Origin of the sequence: Aestuariivivens insulae, assembly GCF_022662195.1 — a bacterium.
GTDB classification, from domain to species: Bacteria; Bacteroidota; Bacteroidia; order Flavobacteriales; family Flavobacteriaceae; genus Aestuariivivens; species Aestuariivivens insulae.
The window spans coordinates 148,337-164,419 of the sequence record NZ_JAKMCS010000008.1; the positions used below are offsets into that span (position 1 = coordinate 148,337).

A 16,083-nucleotide genomic window follows, 5' to 3' on the forward strand; every position below is an offset into this window, starting at 1 on the left:
TTATCTTTTTAATGTAAAATGATTTTTAAAAATACGTCCATCCTGTAGGGTCACTGCAAACCAATAATCGTCGGTTGGCATCATGTTGCCTTTAAAGGAACCGTCCCAACCTTCGCCCAAAGGATCCAGTTCCTTGATAAGTTTTCCTAAGCGGTCAAATATCAAGATTTTGGAATTGGGCTGGAACATACCGGATATACCATAGATTTGCCAAGTATCGTGTACACCATCGTTGTTGGGTGTAAAGAACTTGGGAAAGCCTATAACGGAAACTTGTTGTTGTACCGTTCCGCAATTGTTTTTGATGTCCCTAACGTTTACGGTATAGATGCCGGGGAACACATTTTCAAAACGGTCGCTGTCTTGGTAATCCCTATAGATGGTTTGGTTATATTGGTCGTATAGGGCATATTGATAGATGCCTTCACCCGAGACAAAAACGGTAACGGTATTGTTTGTAGAGGCATCCTTAACTTCAAAAGGGGTGGCATTGAAGGTGGCAATGTTTGAGGGTTCAACGGTAATGGTCCTGTCCTTGGAGCATCCATTGGCATTGGTTACGGTTACGCTATAGGTACCAAGGTCGTTGATCTGGATCTCATAGGTGTCCTCGCCAGTAGACCATTTATAAGTATAGTTACTTGGTGAATCGTTCCATACAGCAGCATTTAAAGTTATTTTTTGAGGATAAGTGTTTAGGCAATAATAGGTGAGCGCCTCGGTCTCAATATTGGGGAGTTTGTTTACCGTTAACAGGACTTTACTAATACCATAGCATGCATTGTTATTTTCGGCTCTGGCATAAATGGTCTGTGAATAGGGGGTGGTGTTGGTATAGGACATCTCCAAAACATTTTGTTCCAGGAGGGCGTCGTTATAAGTTTCGTAAAAGGTAATGGGATAGGTAAAGCCATTAAGGGCTTGCATGTCTGCTTCTATATCGGTTAAATTGAATTCGTTTATCCCATCTTCAGAGCCAACTTCATCACAAAGCGCAGGTGCAACATAATCATCCATTCGAGTTGTAGAAACTTCCAAAATAAGTTCTGCAACTTCAAAGCATAGTGTAGTGTTATTAACTACTTGAACATAAATTGATTGAGGGTTATTTGTGTTTTGGAAATTAATTGGGTTCTGAATTTCATTGGTACCATTTTCGGCATCTTTAATATTTGTATAAAACCAAACAGACCTATTGGGAAGTTGGTTAGTCAACTCCCCTTTTGCTTCAAATAAATTGAAAATTGTACGACCGTCTACAACGCCATCTTCATCACATTGTATAAGTGTCGTATTTGAAAAAGCGGGGAGCGGATCCACAATTAAGTGAATAGGATCTGAAATCGAATAACAGTCCGTATGCAGTTTATTTTCTATTCTAGCATAAATGGTTTCATCGAAAGCGGTTTGGTTGGTGTAAGCATAGTTTAATACTCCTGTTCTGTTTTGTGCATCGCTTGTGGTTTTATGATAGGTAATGGTATAATCTGAACTATTCTGGGGGCCTAGGATGTCAGCATCTATTTGATGTAAATCGATATCGGTCAATCCATTGGAAGTATCTGGGTCTGTTGGTGTTTCATTGTCGCATGCCTTTAAATCCTTAATCGCGCTTATGATAGGTGTTTTATACACCTGAACCGTAAAGGATATGGATGTATCGAAGCAAGTATTGTTCTCAAACAGGCCAACTCTTGTGAATATGGTTTGAGGGGTGCTTGTCGCATTGAATAGATTTTTTATTTCATTCTGATTTAAATCGGCATCTTGTTGTGATCTAAAATATTTAACCTCATAAACAGTGGGGTCTTGAGATCCTAAAATTTCTGAATTTATTGTGGTTAGGTCAAAGGCATAAGTGTCATCATTGTCATCATCACAAATTAATGCATCGTTGGGCTGGTTAGCTATGGGAGGGTCAAAATAACTTACAAGGGCTTCGCCCTCTAAAGCGTTACAATCCCCATCGATAGTTTCAACTACAACTTTGTATTCTCCTGGTTGGGAAATAATTAACTCAAAATTGTTATCGGGTAAAATTGTCCCATCCTTGGTCCAGGTATAGGTAGCTCCTGGGATATCATCGGCTTTTAGTGTGTAATTTTCTCCAATACAAAGTGGTAAAAACGTAATATTAATTGTCTTTTGTGTAATGTTTATTTTTTCAGCAAAAAAGGATGCTATAAAAGGAGGTAGGCCTTGTCTGGAAGTCCTACTTAGCGCAACGGCATTATGTCTATAATCACAGGTTGCACCTCTAGCGTTTGGATTATTAATTACCGAAAGGTAAGGAGAACCGAGCCCATAGGTTGCACTCATGGATCGGTATATTTTGCCGTTAGGGCCTAATTGTAGTGCACCACGATACATTTGCCTGTGGTCTATAACGGTTTCGCTAGCATTAATATTTGGAGCTGTTAAATCGTATTGCAACAACGAACCATATTGGCTGGAAGGATTGTTGAATTCATCCCTAGGTGTTTCATAATAGGCCGTTACATATAGAAGCTCATTGCTTTGTGAAAATTCAACGCCGTAAGGAACTTGAGGCTTTCCACCAGGATTGAAATTAATAGTTAACGCTGTTGGATTGTTAACCGTGCCAGTTGCAGTATCAAAATCGAAAATATATAACCCAGAAGATGCGTTGGCACAAGCCAGTTTGGTACCATCTGGTGATAATTTAAGATATCCTCTATAATCGCTTATAGGTACATTTACTTGAGATTTTACTGGAGAAGTGCTTACACCGGTGCTTGATATCTCATAAGCATAGAATGTGTTAAAAATAGGGTTTTCTTCTGAAGCTCCTGTTGAAGAAGCCAAGGTAATTACCCATATAGACTTGGTATCACAGTCTTTTAATACGGCACTTATTTTTTCTGAACTGTCCTGAAGTAAATTGTAATTTTTTGAAGTACCCAATACGTCACCCAAACCACCATTTAAGCTCATGTCTACCGTAGAAAAGTTAAACCCTCTGTCGGGATCATTTTGTCCGTTACTTGTATCTACAGTGAAAATATAATATATGTTGGGGTCATTGGGTTTGGGAACTACTATAGCCGATTGTGAACTTGACGGATCACCATAAAGACCATAGCCATTTGGCATGGGATTATGCAGTTTATTCCAAACGGTAATACCATCTGTATAAAATAATAAGTTACCATTGCTATCTGAAATGGTTGCGCAACCTTCGATAGTGTTTAAGCGCCCATTGTTAAGGTTTGTGGTAGAGCCATCTGGATTAAAACGTATGCCTGCATTTGAACCAAAGTACCAATTAGAAGCTTCATCCTGTGAAAAAGAATAGTAGCCAAATAGGCATATTGTTAATAATATCGCAATATTTTTCATATTTCATGGCAAAGCCATCAAATATATCATAAATCTCGCTTTTTTAATAATCTATACGATAAAAAGACAAATAGCGTTGTCCACCCAAGTACAATAGCAATTTCATACCAATGTACAGCGTAGTCGTACGCTAAATCGGCCTTGTCTGGAAACTTAGACATAGCTATTCGTTGAAAGGGTTGGTCTATTAGCTTGTACATGGATTTTAAAGGAAAGACATTCTGGATTTTTTCAGCTATATCCGAATCCATTTTCCAACTCATTAGTCCAAAAGCTATCCATTCTAAAATATAAAGAATGAATAAAAACGCCAATGCAAAGGCAGACCGTTTAATGAGCATTCCAAAAAACAAACATAAGCTAAAGAACCCCACTAATTTTATAAAATAAGCTAGTAAAAAGTTGGTTTCCTGCATGATGATACCAAACTCATTATAACTAGAATAATATAAGCCGATACACAGAGAAATTAAGCCAATTAAAACGGTTGAGACCAATGAAAAGAAAACGATGGTATAAAATTTAGAAAGTATAAATTCCTTTTTGCTCAAGCCATCAATTAGGTTTTGTTTTATGGTTTTATTACTGTATTCGTTACCTATCATGCTTACAACCACAATAGCAAAAAAGAATTTAAATTGGGAGGCAAAAAACGTAGTTAAATGCCAAATTACGGGGAAATTAAATATGCCCAATTCCCCCAATTCCAAAGTAAAGAACCCAAATACATTTATTTTTAATGATGATAGTAATATCACAAAAAACGGCAAAATAAACGATATGAAAATGAGTATTTTACTCGTTCGGTTTAAAAGCAGTTTTTGTAGTTCTAGGTTTAAAAGTCGTAGCATTATGGTGGTTTAGTTTTTGTCCGTTAATTGTAAAAATTGCTCTTCCAGGCTTTCCTTGCGTTGTACAAGGTGGGTTAGTACGATGCCTTTGTCGAATAGTTGTTTGTTAAAATCTTCGGACTTTAGAGGTTCATTTAAAAAAGCTGTAATTAAATCGTCTTGAATTTTGATCTTGCCAAATGCAGGATTGTTTTCTAAAAAAGTACGTAGTTCATCCTGTTTATTACATTTTAACTCAAAAAAACCATGACTGGAAATCATTTCATCCACACGACCGGAATATAATTTAACGCCCTTACGAAGTACGACCACATGGGAACATACTTTTTCAACTTCGTCCAATAAATGTGATGCCAATAGAATGGTTGTGCCCTTGGCAGCAATTTGTTTTATAATCTCCCGTATTTGATGGATACCTTGAGGATCCAGACCGTTTGTAGGTTCGTCCAATATTAAAATTTCGGGCTCGTTCAATAGGGCAGAGGCGATGGCCAAACGCTGTTTCATACCCAAGGAATACGTTTTAAATTTACTGTCCTTACGGTCTAAAAGGCCCACAACTTCTAGCTTTTCTTCTATTTTACTATAATCAACCCCCTTAATTTTACAAACTAACTTTAGATTTTGGTATCCAGACATGTAAGGGTAAAAATTGGGACGTTCAATAATGGCCCCTACCTTTTTTAAGGCGTCGTGGGTTGTGGTGTTACCATCAAACCAATGGAAATCACCAGAGGTCTTATTTACGACATTTAAAACGACGCCAAGGGTTGTAGATTTTCCGCTTCCGTTAGGCCCTAAAATGCCATAAACGTTGCCTTTGTTTATGGTAAACGACAAATCTTTAACAGCTGTTAAATAGCCAAATTTTTTGGTGAGATTGTTGATTGTTAGAATGGGTTCCAAATGTAGTTTAATTTTTTTCTGAAGTAAATTCAGTGTGATTGGTTTTGAAAGTATGACGACAGTTACTTGTTTTTGTTACAGGGAACTTTTAAAAACCCAAAGTCTGCTAGGTTTCAAAATTAAAATATTCATTTACAATTGGTAAGCTCAGTCTTTAATTTTTTGCAAACCTTGTATTTCAGATTTTTAGAAGACCCCTATAGCAGTAATGATAAAAGTAGTAAATTTGAATAAGCAATAGATTATGGAGGATTTAAAGATATCTAAAAAGAAACCATCATACCCTGTTTCGCAAAAGTTGCATAATTATCTTATAAGATATGATAGGGATGTTAGAATACCTATTTTTTATGATGACTTACTGCGCTTTCAAGGTGGGTTAGTGGTATACGATAAAGAGGGAAATGACACGCTTTGGTTAAGGGTGTATTATAATGAGTTTGAAAGGGAAGAAATTGACTTATCGTTGAAAAAGATTTATAGTATACTGCATTCTGATGGGAATATTAATACCATTCCGTTTTTAAATGTTGATGCTATTGATTTTTGCACGTTTGGGAACTCTAAGCCATTTAGAATTAAGATTAGAAATATTTTAAATGACAACTACACTTATTTTTATGTAAAATCTGCAGATGCTTCAAGGGTTTATGGGCTGGAGCTGGAACATATGCTCTCGCCGTATAACTTAAATTTTTTGGTATATAAGAATACGCTAATCGAAGAGCATATTGCTGGAGTGCCTGGTGATGAGTTTATAAAAAAAATGCTTCCTAATTGTAGTAAATCCGAAAAAGCACAAATAGCTAAGGAGTTCGTTAAGTTTAATGAGCGCTGTATGATTAGGCTTTTGGGCGATATGCGTTCTTACAACTACGTCATTGTGCCTACCCACGATTTTGACCATGTGGTTTATAAAATTAGGGCTATCGATTTTGACCAACAAAGCTATGAAGGTAAATTTAACATTTACAGGCCCCAGTTTTTTAAAGAAAATTTAAAAATGGTAGAATTGGTCTCTTCAACCATACAGAAACTTTCTATAGACCAATATAAAACAGAAGAGCGTTCAATATTGGTTAAGCGCTTAAAGAGCTTTCAAAATAGAATAGGCAAGTTGATAGACTGTATGGAAACCGATGCTATTTCTACTCAAGACAATGTTGATTTATTGAAAATGAAAATTTTTCAGTATACCAAAGATGTAAATTTCAAGCGCTCTGAAAACATGGGGCAAATACTAAAGCATGCCTTAGAGTTTTTAATTAGAAACTATGAAAATGTAAAGCTGGAAAGTTTGAGGTAAGTTTTAATTCCAGTTTTCATCAAAGTCTAGGTGGTCGTAATCGTCGACATCCAATCCATCTTCAAACTCATTGAAATCGTCATCATCATCGGCTTCAAATGATTTTTCTGGGGCGGTATCTGGCACCTGGCCTTGAACAAACATTAGGTTAGGGTAATCATAGCCTTCTGCCTCTTCAACGATTTCGGCAAGTTCCACATAAAAGGTCCACATGCTTAAAAAATCGTATACATAAATAAGTTTTGGGGATACTTCGTGTGCAACATCATTAATTCTGGTTTCATTCATTAAACGAGCCGAACCATCATCACTTAGATCGAAAAGCGATATTTCCTCGCCTTGGTTCCATTGGTTGTCACTAATATAGAACGAAGCCATTTCTGTACCATCAAATCCAAAGGATTGTGTGATGATATTATGCAAATCTTCAAGCGTGTCGTCCTCACGTATTTCTAAATCGCGAAAGATATCCTCTTCTGTATCGTTATCTAGTATTACCCTAAATCTATAAATCATTATTAAAAGTTATTGGTTATTAAGTTGTTAGTGTTGTTTTGTTTTTCTATTGCTTTAAAAACTTAATAACGTTAGCTAACCTATTGCTTAATTACTATACCAATCCTATCCTATGAATTGGTTTTGCAAATGTAGGTTTTTTATACTATTTACTAAAGCGGTGAAGGGTAAATGTCATTGCACTTAACAAGAAAAATGCGCCAACTTGATGGGCTACCCCTAACCATACAGGGACTTGCAACAATATGGTAAAAATACCTAATAAAAACTGTAGGCCAACTAAAGCTAGAAGCGCTTTTAAACCACTGCTTTGTACACTGTTTAATTGCAATTTTTTCGATTTAAACCAAATGAACAAAATGCTAAACAAAACGACAAAGGCTAATATTCTATGCACAAACTGAACCCCACTTTTGCCTTCAATAAAATTTTTATAGAGTGGTTCATGCTCGATATATACGGTTTCGTGCATAAATTTACCTTCACTCATCATAGGCCAGTGGTTATGGATAAAGCCTGCATCTAAACCAGCAACAAAAGCACCGTATATAATTTGAAGGAGTAATATGGCCAATCCAAATCGGATTAAATTGCGGAATCCTTTATGAACGGTCTGTCTAACAGGGTAGATTAAATCTAAAGCAACCCAAAAGGTATAGGCAAATGTAACAAAGGCCGTGGTTAAGTGCGCGGCTAACCTGTAATGGCTTACATCTGGTCTGTCCACGAGTCCGCTTTTAACCATATACCAACCTAAAAATCCTTGAAAAGCACCTAGTCCCAAAAGGATAATGGCTTTCTTTATGGTTGGCTTGGTGAGTTGTTTTTTAATTAGGAAATATAAAAAAGGTATAAAAAAGACCAATCCAATAAGCCTACCAATTAAGCGGTGCAACCATTCCCAAAAATAAATGTCCTTAAAATCCTCTAACGAGAAATGGTTGTTCAGTTTTTGGTATTCGGGATATTGTTTATAGAGCTCGAAAGCAGCTTGCCATTCGGTTTCGTTCATAGGAGGTATGGCACCAGAAATGAGTTTGTAATTGGAAATGGACAGGCCCGAGTGGGTCAATCTGGTAACCCCACCTATAACCACCATAATAAAGATAAGGAAGCAGCCCGTTAGCAACCAGTAGATTACTTTTTTGTTGTCTTTTTTTGTTTCCACGAATTCACAAATATTAATTTTTCTAACTTTTTTAGCGTTCCCTACGCATTAAACCTACAAGGTTCTAAAACCTTGCAGGTCCAATGCTCCGGTCGGGCTTTTCGCTATATCTTTTTCTCGTTCCTCAAAAAAGGATGCCGCTTCAATCCCTAACGCGGCCCCATCAGTTAAAGAACAACATCCCGTTAAATACTTTGTTCTCAATACTAAACCCCAGACAGTTCTTTTTTAAAGCATATGCTGTTGGATATGCCTTTGTAAGGTCCAAAATTTGGAATAATCTGGTATTTATTTTTGTTATAAAAAGAAACCGCTTCCACCTGTCGTTTTCCAGTTTCTAAAATACAATGGCTATAGCCTAATTCTTTTGTCCAAAGTTCTAATGCTCCCAATATTTGAGTGGCAACTTGCTGGCCTCTGGATTCGGGAAGCGTAAACATGCGTTTAATTTCAACGGTTTGTTTATCAAAATTTTTAAAAGAGCCACAGCCAACGGCTTTGCCATTGTTATAGGCAACAACAACATGCTTAATAACGTCTATATTGTTATATTGATTATAAAAACCGTGGTCTTCACCATCAACTACTTTTAGGTATTCATTTAGTTGTTTTACTAAATAAATAAAATCGTTGTTCGAAGCATCTGTTCTTACAATGTTAACCATCTAATTTGTAACTTTTAGTCCTAAGCGTTTACCCTCTTTAAGCATAAGTTGGTATGCGGCATCATATTCGTTGGGTATATCACCTTCCAAAATAGCTTCTTTTATGCTTTCTTTTATAATGCCTATTTCACGGGAAGGCTTTAAACCAAAGGTTTTCATAATATCTTCACCAGAAATTGGCGGTTGAAAATTGCGAACATGGTCACGTTCTTCAACTTCAATAATTTTCTCACGTACAATCTTAAAATTGTTATGGTACTTTTTGAATTTCCTTGGATTTTTGGTGGTAATGTCGGCTTCACAAAGCGTCATTAAATCATCTACATAATCTCCAGCATCGAAAACCAAACGGCGTACTGCAGAATCTGTTACAATGTCCTGGGCCAGGATAATGGGGCGCGAACTCATTAATACCATTTTTTGTACAAACTTCATTTTATCATTCAAAGGCATTTTTAACCTTTTGAAAAGTCTGTATACCATTTTAGAACCTTCAAACTCATGCCCATGAAATGTCCAACCCACTTTTTTGCTAAACTTTTTTGTTGGAGCTTTGCCAATATCGTGTAGCAGTGCAGCCCATCGTAACCATAAATTATCTGTGTGCTTAGCGATGTTATCAACAACCTCTAAGGTGTGATAAAAATTGTCTTTATGTCTTTGGCCTTCAACTTCATCAATGCCTTTTAAAGCGGTAAGTTCTGGTAAAATATATTGTAAAAGCCCTGTTTTTTCCAGCAATAAAAATCCTATTGAAGGTTTTGGGCTTTCAAGTATTTTATTCAGTTCGGTAACGATGCGTTCGTTGGTTATTATTTTAATACGATGACTATTTTTGGTAATAGCTTTAAGTGATTTATCTTCAATTTTAAACCCTAATTGGGTAGCAAACCTAATGGCACGTAACATACGCAAAGGGTCATCGCTATAGGTTATGTCTGGATCTAGGGGCGTTTTTATGATTTTGCTTTCTAAATCTTGAATACCATTAAAAGGATCCAATAAATCCCCGAAATTAGAGGGGTTTAAGCTTAAGGCCAGTGCATTAATGGTAAAATCGCGACGGTTTTGGTCATCTTCTAATGTGCCATTTTCTACGGCAGGATTTCTACTGTCTTCGGTATAGGATTCCTTACGTGCACCAACAAACTCAATTTCCATATCATTAAGCCTAAGCATAGCGGTACCATAAGTTTTAAATATCTGCACCTTGGGTTTGTTAGGTAAATTCTTGGCTACTTGCTTGGCGAGTTGAATGCCGTCGCCAACCGCTACAACATCAATATCTTTGGCATTGTCACGGTTTAATATAAAATCGCGTACAAATCCACCAATAACATAAGCCTCAACGTTAAGTGCATTTGCCGATTGGGAAATAATTTTGAATATGGGATGTTCTAAGGCTTGTTTGTGGTTCATTTTTTTATTGCCGTGTATTCGTGTATTCGTGGCTGTTTTTTATTTTCAATTCAAAGTTTTATTTTCAATGGCCACTAATTCACGAATAATTTTCAAAACAATATGACTGGTTTGTCACATAAATTACTTGTGTATTCGAGGCTGTTTTCATTTTGAAGTTAACTTTATAAAACAATTCTTTTATGGTCTAGTAAGTCTTTATGGAAATTAGCTAATATGGCTAGTTTACAATTTGAGACTTTTAAATAATTTATACATTGTGCAACATGTTTATCATTAATGTTTTCAACAGATTTTATTTCAAGAATTATTTTGTCAAAAACCACAAAATCAGCATAAAATTTATGCTTCAGTAATGAGTTTTTATAGCTTACAGCATATTCCTTTTCTCTAGTAAAAGGGATGTTCAATAAGTTCAATTCATATTCTAAAGCATCCTTGTAAACAATCTCAGAAAACCCACTCCCTAAGTTATTATATACTTCAAACAGAGCCCCAACTATAGCATAACTCTCATCCTTGTATATAATTTTAGACATTTATTCGTGTATTCGTGGCTAATCTAAGCTTATTTTCTTATGATCTTCACAATACCATTATTGCTTAGTTTAATGATAGATGAAGGTTTAGTACACATTTTTTCACGGTGCAAATCTACAACATAGTCTACACCTTTTAAAATAGCCGGACTTATTTCTTTAAACGATTTTGGGGTAGGCTCACCGCTAATATTGGCCGATGTAGAAACGATGGCAGCATTGAATTTCCTGGATAGTTGATAACAAAACTCATCGTCTGGTACCCTAATGGCAATACTGCCATCATCTGCAATTAAATTGCTGGCTAAATTTTGGGCATTGTCATAAATTATTGTGGTTGGTTTATCAGCTATATCAATAATATCCAGAGCAGCGCTAGGTATTTGCTTTACATATTTTTTTAGCATTCTGTCGTCTGCAACCAAACAAATAAGAGCCTTACTGTCTTCGCGTTGTTTGAGTTGGTAAACTTTTTTTATGGCTTCAGGATTCGAAGCATCACAACCAATACCCCAAACGGTATCTGTAGGGTAGAGAATGAGCCCTCCTTCCTTAAGTACGGCTAAAGCTTTTTTAATTTCGTTTTGCATAGTTTTACCTTATATTTGCAGCCTTGCAAATTTACTGTATAAATACAGAAGCTTGAACAAATTACAATTGAAAATGGAGAAAAATTTAGTAAAAGTTGTAATCCCAATTTATAAAACTGATTTAACCGAAGGTGAACGGAAATCACTCAACCAATGTGTTAAGGTATTGGGGGATTATCCTATTGTATTTGTTCAGCCTAAAGCACTGGACTCTTCAAGTATTGATTTTAATGGCCTTATAAGTGTTGAGACTTTCGATGACTTTTATTTTAAGGATGTTTTTAGTTATAATGCATTAATGCTTTCTGAAGATTTTTATAGCCGATTTGTGGACAGTGAATATATTTTGATATACCAATTGGATGCTTATGTTTTTAAAGATGAATTAGAAACGTGGTGTTTGAAAGGGTATGATTATATTGGAGCTCCGTGGTTAGCATCTAGAAATACATTGTTGAATAGATTTTTTAAACTATTTCATTCAAAGAAAAAAAAGGAGCGTAATATAATATTCTTTAAAGTTGGTAATGGGGGGTTTTCTTTAAGGCGTATAAGCAGTTGTTTAGAAGTTACCCAAGAACTAAAAGAGGAAATAAGGGAAAATCTTAAAAGGAAAAAGGATGATTTTTGGATTATGGAAGATGTATTTTGGTCGATTAAAGTTCCAACATTAATTGATGAATTTACAATCCCAAATTATCAAGAAGCGGTAGCTTTTGCTGTGGACAGGAAACCTGAAATAGGTTTTGAACTTAATAATAATATGCTTCCTTTTGGTTGCCATGGCTTTGAAAAGCCTAAGGTGAAAGAATTTTGGGAAACAAAAATCAATTAATACACTTTCATGTTTATAATTAAGCTTCGAATGAACTATGACAGAATGTAGATGATTAGTAAAAAAGAAATACATAAGCGTTTTATTGTTAATGAAAAGTTTTTAAATGCTATTATTAAAAACTTTTCAACTCAAGGCATTCCCTTTGGAAATCAAGATAGGAATGCTTTAAAATTATTTGAACTGGAAGGAATAACTATAAATGTTAAATCTTTTAAGGTTCCAAATATTATAAACAGAATAGCCTATAATTTTTTTAGGAAAAGCAAAGCACAGCGTTCTTTTGAATACGCCAACAAATTGCAAGAATTAACTATAGGAACACCACAACCCATAGCTTATTATGAATTTGCGTCTCCTTTTTTATTTGGGAAGAGCTACTATATAAGTGAACATCAGGACTACGATCTTACTTATAGAGAACTAACTACCGATTTAAGTTTTCCAGATCATGAGACCATTCTTAGGGCATTTACTAGATTTACCCATAAACTACACGAAAAAGGCGTACTGTTTTTAGACCATTCACCAGGTAATACCCTAATAAAAAAGAATGGCAATAGTTATGATTTTTATCTGGTAGACTTAAATCGAATGACATTTGGCGCATTAGATTTTGAAACCCGTATTAAGAATTTTTCTAGGTTAACCATTCACAAATCCATGGTAGAGGTGATGAGTGATGAATATGCTAAATGCACGGGTGAAGATTATAATGCCATAGTTGATCTTATGTGGAAAGAGACTGAAGATTTTCAATACAGGTTCCATAGGAAGAAACGCCTTAAAAAACAATTAAAATTTTGGAAGTCTAACTAGTTTTTAATTTGATAATTTCTTTAATTCTTGGTATCTGAAATACACACCATAAGCACTTAAATAGCATATTGTTAGCCCTTCTTTTCCGTCTAAAAACCCAAGCCTAAAAAAATAATTCATTATAAATTTGTAAAGGGGCCTAAACAAAAAATGAAACGTATAGGCTTTCTTTCCCTTCTTGTGTAGTTCAAGTGCTTTTAATTTGGCATAATGTTCCATTTTGGACTTGTAGTGTAAAGCACTATCAAAGCAATAATGTAACATTTTGTTTTTAAGCACTTTGCTTTCTCCATTTAATATGGGCATTTCGTGAACAATCTTGTCTTCAATATACTTTACGCAATCCTTTTTAAATAATCTGTAGGTTGTATCTGATTGAAAGCCACTAAACCGAATTCGCTTCTGTTTAAAGTAAAAGAGGCGCCTGAACATAAAACCTACTATCTCATGTGGCGTATTAACATATTCAATAATTTCTTTTTTTAAAGCTTCAGGAATACGTTCATCGGCATCAATAAAAAGAACCCATTCATATTTGGCCTGCTTTAATATATAGTTTCTTTGGTCTGTAAAATTGACAAATTTCCGTTGTATCGTTTTTACATTTTTATATGATTTTAACTTTTCGTAGGTACCATCATTACTAAACGAATCAACAACTATGATTTCATCAGCAAAATTTATGGTTTCAATAGCAGCATCTATATGGTTTACTTCATTAAAGGTAATCATTAGTGCAGAAATTTTTTTTGGAGTACTCAAACTTAAATCGATTTAGAAGGTCTGCTAAGTAATAGGTAGGCCTATATTATAAATAAAATTATCTATAAGGTAAACATACGTTGGGTAAAAATAGTTGTTTTTTATAAAATAAATTAAACCTGGTAGAGATATAACTAAGACTTATTATTTTTTTAATTCTTTCTTTACTTTTTGTAATGCTGAAGCAATTATTTGATGCATATCATAATATTTATATTCCGCTAATCGACCTCCAAAAATTACATTTGTTTCTGTTTGGGAGCGCTTTTTATAGAGTTCATATTTTTTTTGATTTTCATTATTGTTAATGGGGTAATAAGCTTCTTTTTCTGGAGTCCACTTTTCGGGATATTCTTTCGTTATTATAGTGTTTGGTTGGGTTCCGAATTCAAAATGTTTATGTTCTATAATTCTGGTATAAGGGACGTCTGTATCATTATAATTAATAACGGCGTTACCTTGATGGTTTTCTTTTTCTAACCGTATATTTTCAAAACGCAAAGAGCGATATTCCAAATTGCCAAATTTATAATCGAAAAACTCATCTATCTTACCAGTATAAACTATTTTTTTTGCAATAGATTCTAATTCTTTACGTTGCTCGAAAAAATCTATATTGGTTTTTACTTCAATGCCTTCTGTAAGCCCTTTAATAATTTTATTGTACCCTCCAATAGGAATCCCTTGGTATTTGTCATTAAAGTAATTGTTATTAAACGTATATCTTACAGGTAGACGTTTTATAATAAAAGGTGGCAAACTTGTAGGTTTTGTACCCCATTGTTTTTCGGTGTATTCTTTTATTAAAACTTCATAAACGTCTTTGCCAATAAGAGAAAGTGCCTGTTCTTCTAAATTTTTTGGAGTTTTAACACCAAATTTTTCAATTTGCTTATTGATAATGGTTTTGGCCTCTTCAGGCGATTGAGTTCCCCATAATTGATAAAATGTATTCATATTAAAGGGTAAATTATATAGTTTCCCTTTAGATATTGCAACAGGCGAATTTACATAATTATTAAATGTTGCAAATTGGTTAACATAATCCCAAATAGCTTTATCATTGGTGTGAAATATATGGGCGCCATATTTATGAACATTAATACCATCTACGTTTTCGCAATAGACATTGCCTCCAGTATGATCTCTTTTGTCGATAATCAAACATTTTTTACCCAGTTTATTAGCTTCATGTGCAAATACACAACCAAATAAACCAGCGCCAACAATTAAAAAATCATATTTTTGCATACATTTTATTTTTTTGCAAAGCTATACTATTTTAAAACATCATAAAATTTCAAACAAATGTATTATATCTCTAGAAATTACAAATCTTTGTTTAACGCAGCTGGTAAAGCAAAAACAGATTGTGAATTTTCTTTAAATAATATAGGGTTTAAGAATTTAGGTTTTGAACAGTCATCTATTCCTAGTTCTGCAATAGGAACAGGTAAGAATTTTTTTGGAATTACAAAGGCCTTAATAAGGTTGCCTTTTAAGTCGATTATCTGCACCCAATATCCCAATAATAAATTTAGAAGGTACATTACATTTTTTTCAAAGTTGAAGGGGTGTAAAATAATTACCATTGTACATGATGTTAGAGTTTTAAAAGGAAGAGTTAAAGATGTTGAAAAGGAGCTGTCTAAAATTATAAGTTCTAATGTTATTGTAGTACATAATGAATCTATGAAGACTTGGTTTTTAGAACAGGGCACAAATATACCTATTGTCGTTTTAGGAGTTTTTGATTATGTAGCTAAAAACAAACCACTTCAAAACCAAGAAGTTTTCATTAAAGATAAATATGAAATTGCTTATGCTGGAGGTTTTGGTAATGGTAAGAATTCTTATTTGTTTGATTTAGACTGTTTGGATAATAGTAAATTTAAATTAAAGTTATATGGTGTTGGTTTTAACCCCAATAAGCGAAAAGTAAAGGAGGAACAATCGGTTATTTTTTATCAAGGGGCTTTTCCTTCAGATCAAATTGCCTATAAAATAGAAGCAGATTTTGGTTTGGTATGGGATGGCGTGTCAACAGTTTCATGTAGTGGGAGTTTAGGAGAGTATTTAAAGTATAACAATCCACACAAAACATCATTGTACTTACTATGTGGTTTGCCAATTATTGTTTGGGATAAAGCAGCTATTGCACAATTTGTTTTGGTAAACAAATTAGGTATTGTAGTATCAGACTTAAAAGACTTAAATTCTATTTTAAAAGATTTATCTGAATCAGAGTATAGGGAGATGAAAAGTAATGTTTTAAAAGTACAGGAAAAAGTGAAGAAAGGGTGGTTTGTAGAAACAGCAGTAAGGAAAGCTTTAGAAGTTTTATGAT

15 protein-coding genes are annotated in these 16,083 nt (G+C 34.4%); 4 read left to right on the top strand and 11 right to left on the bottom strand.

All coding sequences use genetic code 11. From position 1 onward, the window contains the following. Genes MR062_RS11360 through MR062_RS11370 form a run of 3 tightly spaced genes read right to left on the bottom strand, consistent with a single transcriptional unit; the run spans window position 1 to window position 5,117 of the window. Window positions 1-3,360, bottom strand: a complete 3,360-nt coding sequence (locus MR062_RS11360) for a T9SS type B sorting domain-containing protein (RefSeq protein WP_242204328.1) — start codon at window positions 3,358-3,360, stop codon at window positions 1-3. Window positions 3,361-3,386: 26 nt separating this feature from the next. Further along, window positions 3,387-4,211, bottom strand: coding sequence for an ABC transporter permease (locus MR062_RS11365; protein WP_242204329.1), 825 nt, complete (start codon window positions 4,209-4,211; stop codon window positions 3,387-3,389). Window positions 4,212-4,220: 9 nt separating this feature from the next. Beyond that, a complete protein-coding gene (locus tag MR062_RS11370) occupies window positions 4,221-5,117 on the bottom strand; it encodes an ABC transporter ATP-binding protein (RefSeq protein WP_242204330.1) in 897 nt (298 codons plus the stop codon). Between the two features lie 244 nt (window positions 5,118-5,361). Here MR062_RS11370 and MR062_RS11375 point away from each other — a divergent pair, with 244 nt between their 5' ends. Further along, entirely contained in the window at window positions 5,362-6,423 is a 1,062-nt protein-coding gene (locus tag MR062_RS11375) for a hypothetical protein (protein WP_242204331.1), read from the top strand. A gap of 3 nt (window positions 6,424-6,426) precedes the next feature. On the opposite strand, the gene MR062_RS11380 is transcribed toward MR062_RS11375, so the two are convergent. The 6 genes from MR062_RS11380 to MR062_RS11405 form a co-directional block, all read right to left on the bottom strand. After that, on the bottom strand, window positions 6,427-6,939 hold the full coding sequence (locus MR062_RS11380) for a plasmid pRiA4b ORF-3 family protein (RefSeq protein ID WP_242204332.1): 513 nt from the start codon (window positions 6,937-6,939) through the stop codon (window positions 6,427-6,429). 145 nt (window positions 6,940-7,084) lie between these two features. Beyond that, window positions 7,085-8,107 (bottom strand): COX15/CtaA family protein, encoded by a 1,023-nt coding sequence (locus MR062_RS11385; RefSeq protein WP_317235810.1) that lies wholly within the window; start codon window positions 8,105-8,107, stop codon window positions 7,085-7,087. A 206-nt stretch (window positions 8,108-8,313) separates the two neighbouring features. Then, complete coding sequence (locus tag MR062_RS11390) at window positions 8,314-8,772, bottom strand: GNAT family N-acetyltransferase (protein ID WP_242204333.1); 459 nt, start codon at window positions 8,770-8,772, stop codon at window positions 8,314-8,316. Next, window positions 8,773-10,191, bottom strand: coding sequence for a CCA tRNA nucleotidyltransferase (locus MR062_RS11395; protein WP_242204334.1), 1,419 nt, complete (start codon window positions 10,189-10,191; stop codon window positions 8,773-8,775). It lies immediately after the preceding gene. Between the two features lie 164 nt (window positions 10,192-10,355). Continuing rightward, window positions 10,356-10,730, bottom strand: a complete 375-nt coding sequence (locus MR062_RS11400) for a GxxExxY protein (RefSeq protein WP_242204335.1) — start codon at window positions 10,728-10,730, stop codon at window positions 10,356-10,358. Window positions 10,731-10,759: 29 nt separating this feature from the next. Beyond that, on the bottom strand, window positions 10,760-11,320 hold the full coding sequence (locus MR062_RS11405) for an L-threonylcarbamoyladenylate synthase (protein WP_242204336.1): 561 nt from the start codon (window positions 11,318-11,320) through the stop codon (window positions 10,760-10,762). A 73-nt stretch (window positions 11,321-11,393) separates the two neighbouring features. Between MR062_RS11405 and MR062_RS11410 the strand changes: the two genes are divergently transcribed. Together MR062_RS11410 and MR062_RS11415 are read left to right on the top strand one after the other, a co-directional pair. Then, window positions 11,394-12,155 (top strand): DUF5672 family protein, encoded by a 762-nt coding sequence (locus MR062_RS11410; RefSeq protein WP_242204337.1) that lies wholly within the window; start codon window positions 11,394-11,396, stop codon window positions 12,153-12,155. 51 nt (window positions 12,156-12,206) lie between these two features. After that, window positions 12,207-12,974: a Kdo domain containing protein gene (locus MR062_RS11415; protein WP_242204338.1), complete on the top strand. Its 768-nt coding sequence runs from the start codon at window positions 12,207-12,209 to the stop codon at window positions 12,972-12,974. Between the two features lie 3 nt (window positions 12,975-12,977). On the opposite strand, the gene MR062_RS11420 is transcribed toward MR062_RS11415, so the two are convergent. Then, window positions 12,978-13,706: a glycosyltransferase family 2 protein gene (locus MR062_RS11420; protein WP_242204339.1), complete on the bottom strand. Its 729-nt coding sequence runs from the start codon at window positions 13,704-13,706 to the stop codon at window positions 12,978-12,980. Window positions 13,707-13,880: 174 nt separating this feature from the next. After that, window positions 13,881-14,987, bottom strand: coding sequence for a UDP-galactopyranose mutase (gene glf, locus MR062_RS11425; protein ID WP_242204341.1), 1,107 nt, complete (start codon window positions 14,985-14,987; stop codon window positions 13,881-13,883). 57 nt (window positions 14,988-15,044) lie between these two features. Between glf and MR062_RS11430 the strand changes: the two genes are divergently transcribed. Continuing rightward, window positions 15,045-16,082: a beta-1,6-galactofuranosyltransferase gene (locus tag MR062_RS11430; protein WP_242204343.1), complete on the top strand. Its 1,038-nt coding sequence runs from the start codon at window positions 15,045-15,047 to the stop codon at window positions 16,080-16,082. Window position 16,083: the final 1 nt, after the last annotated feature.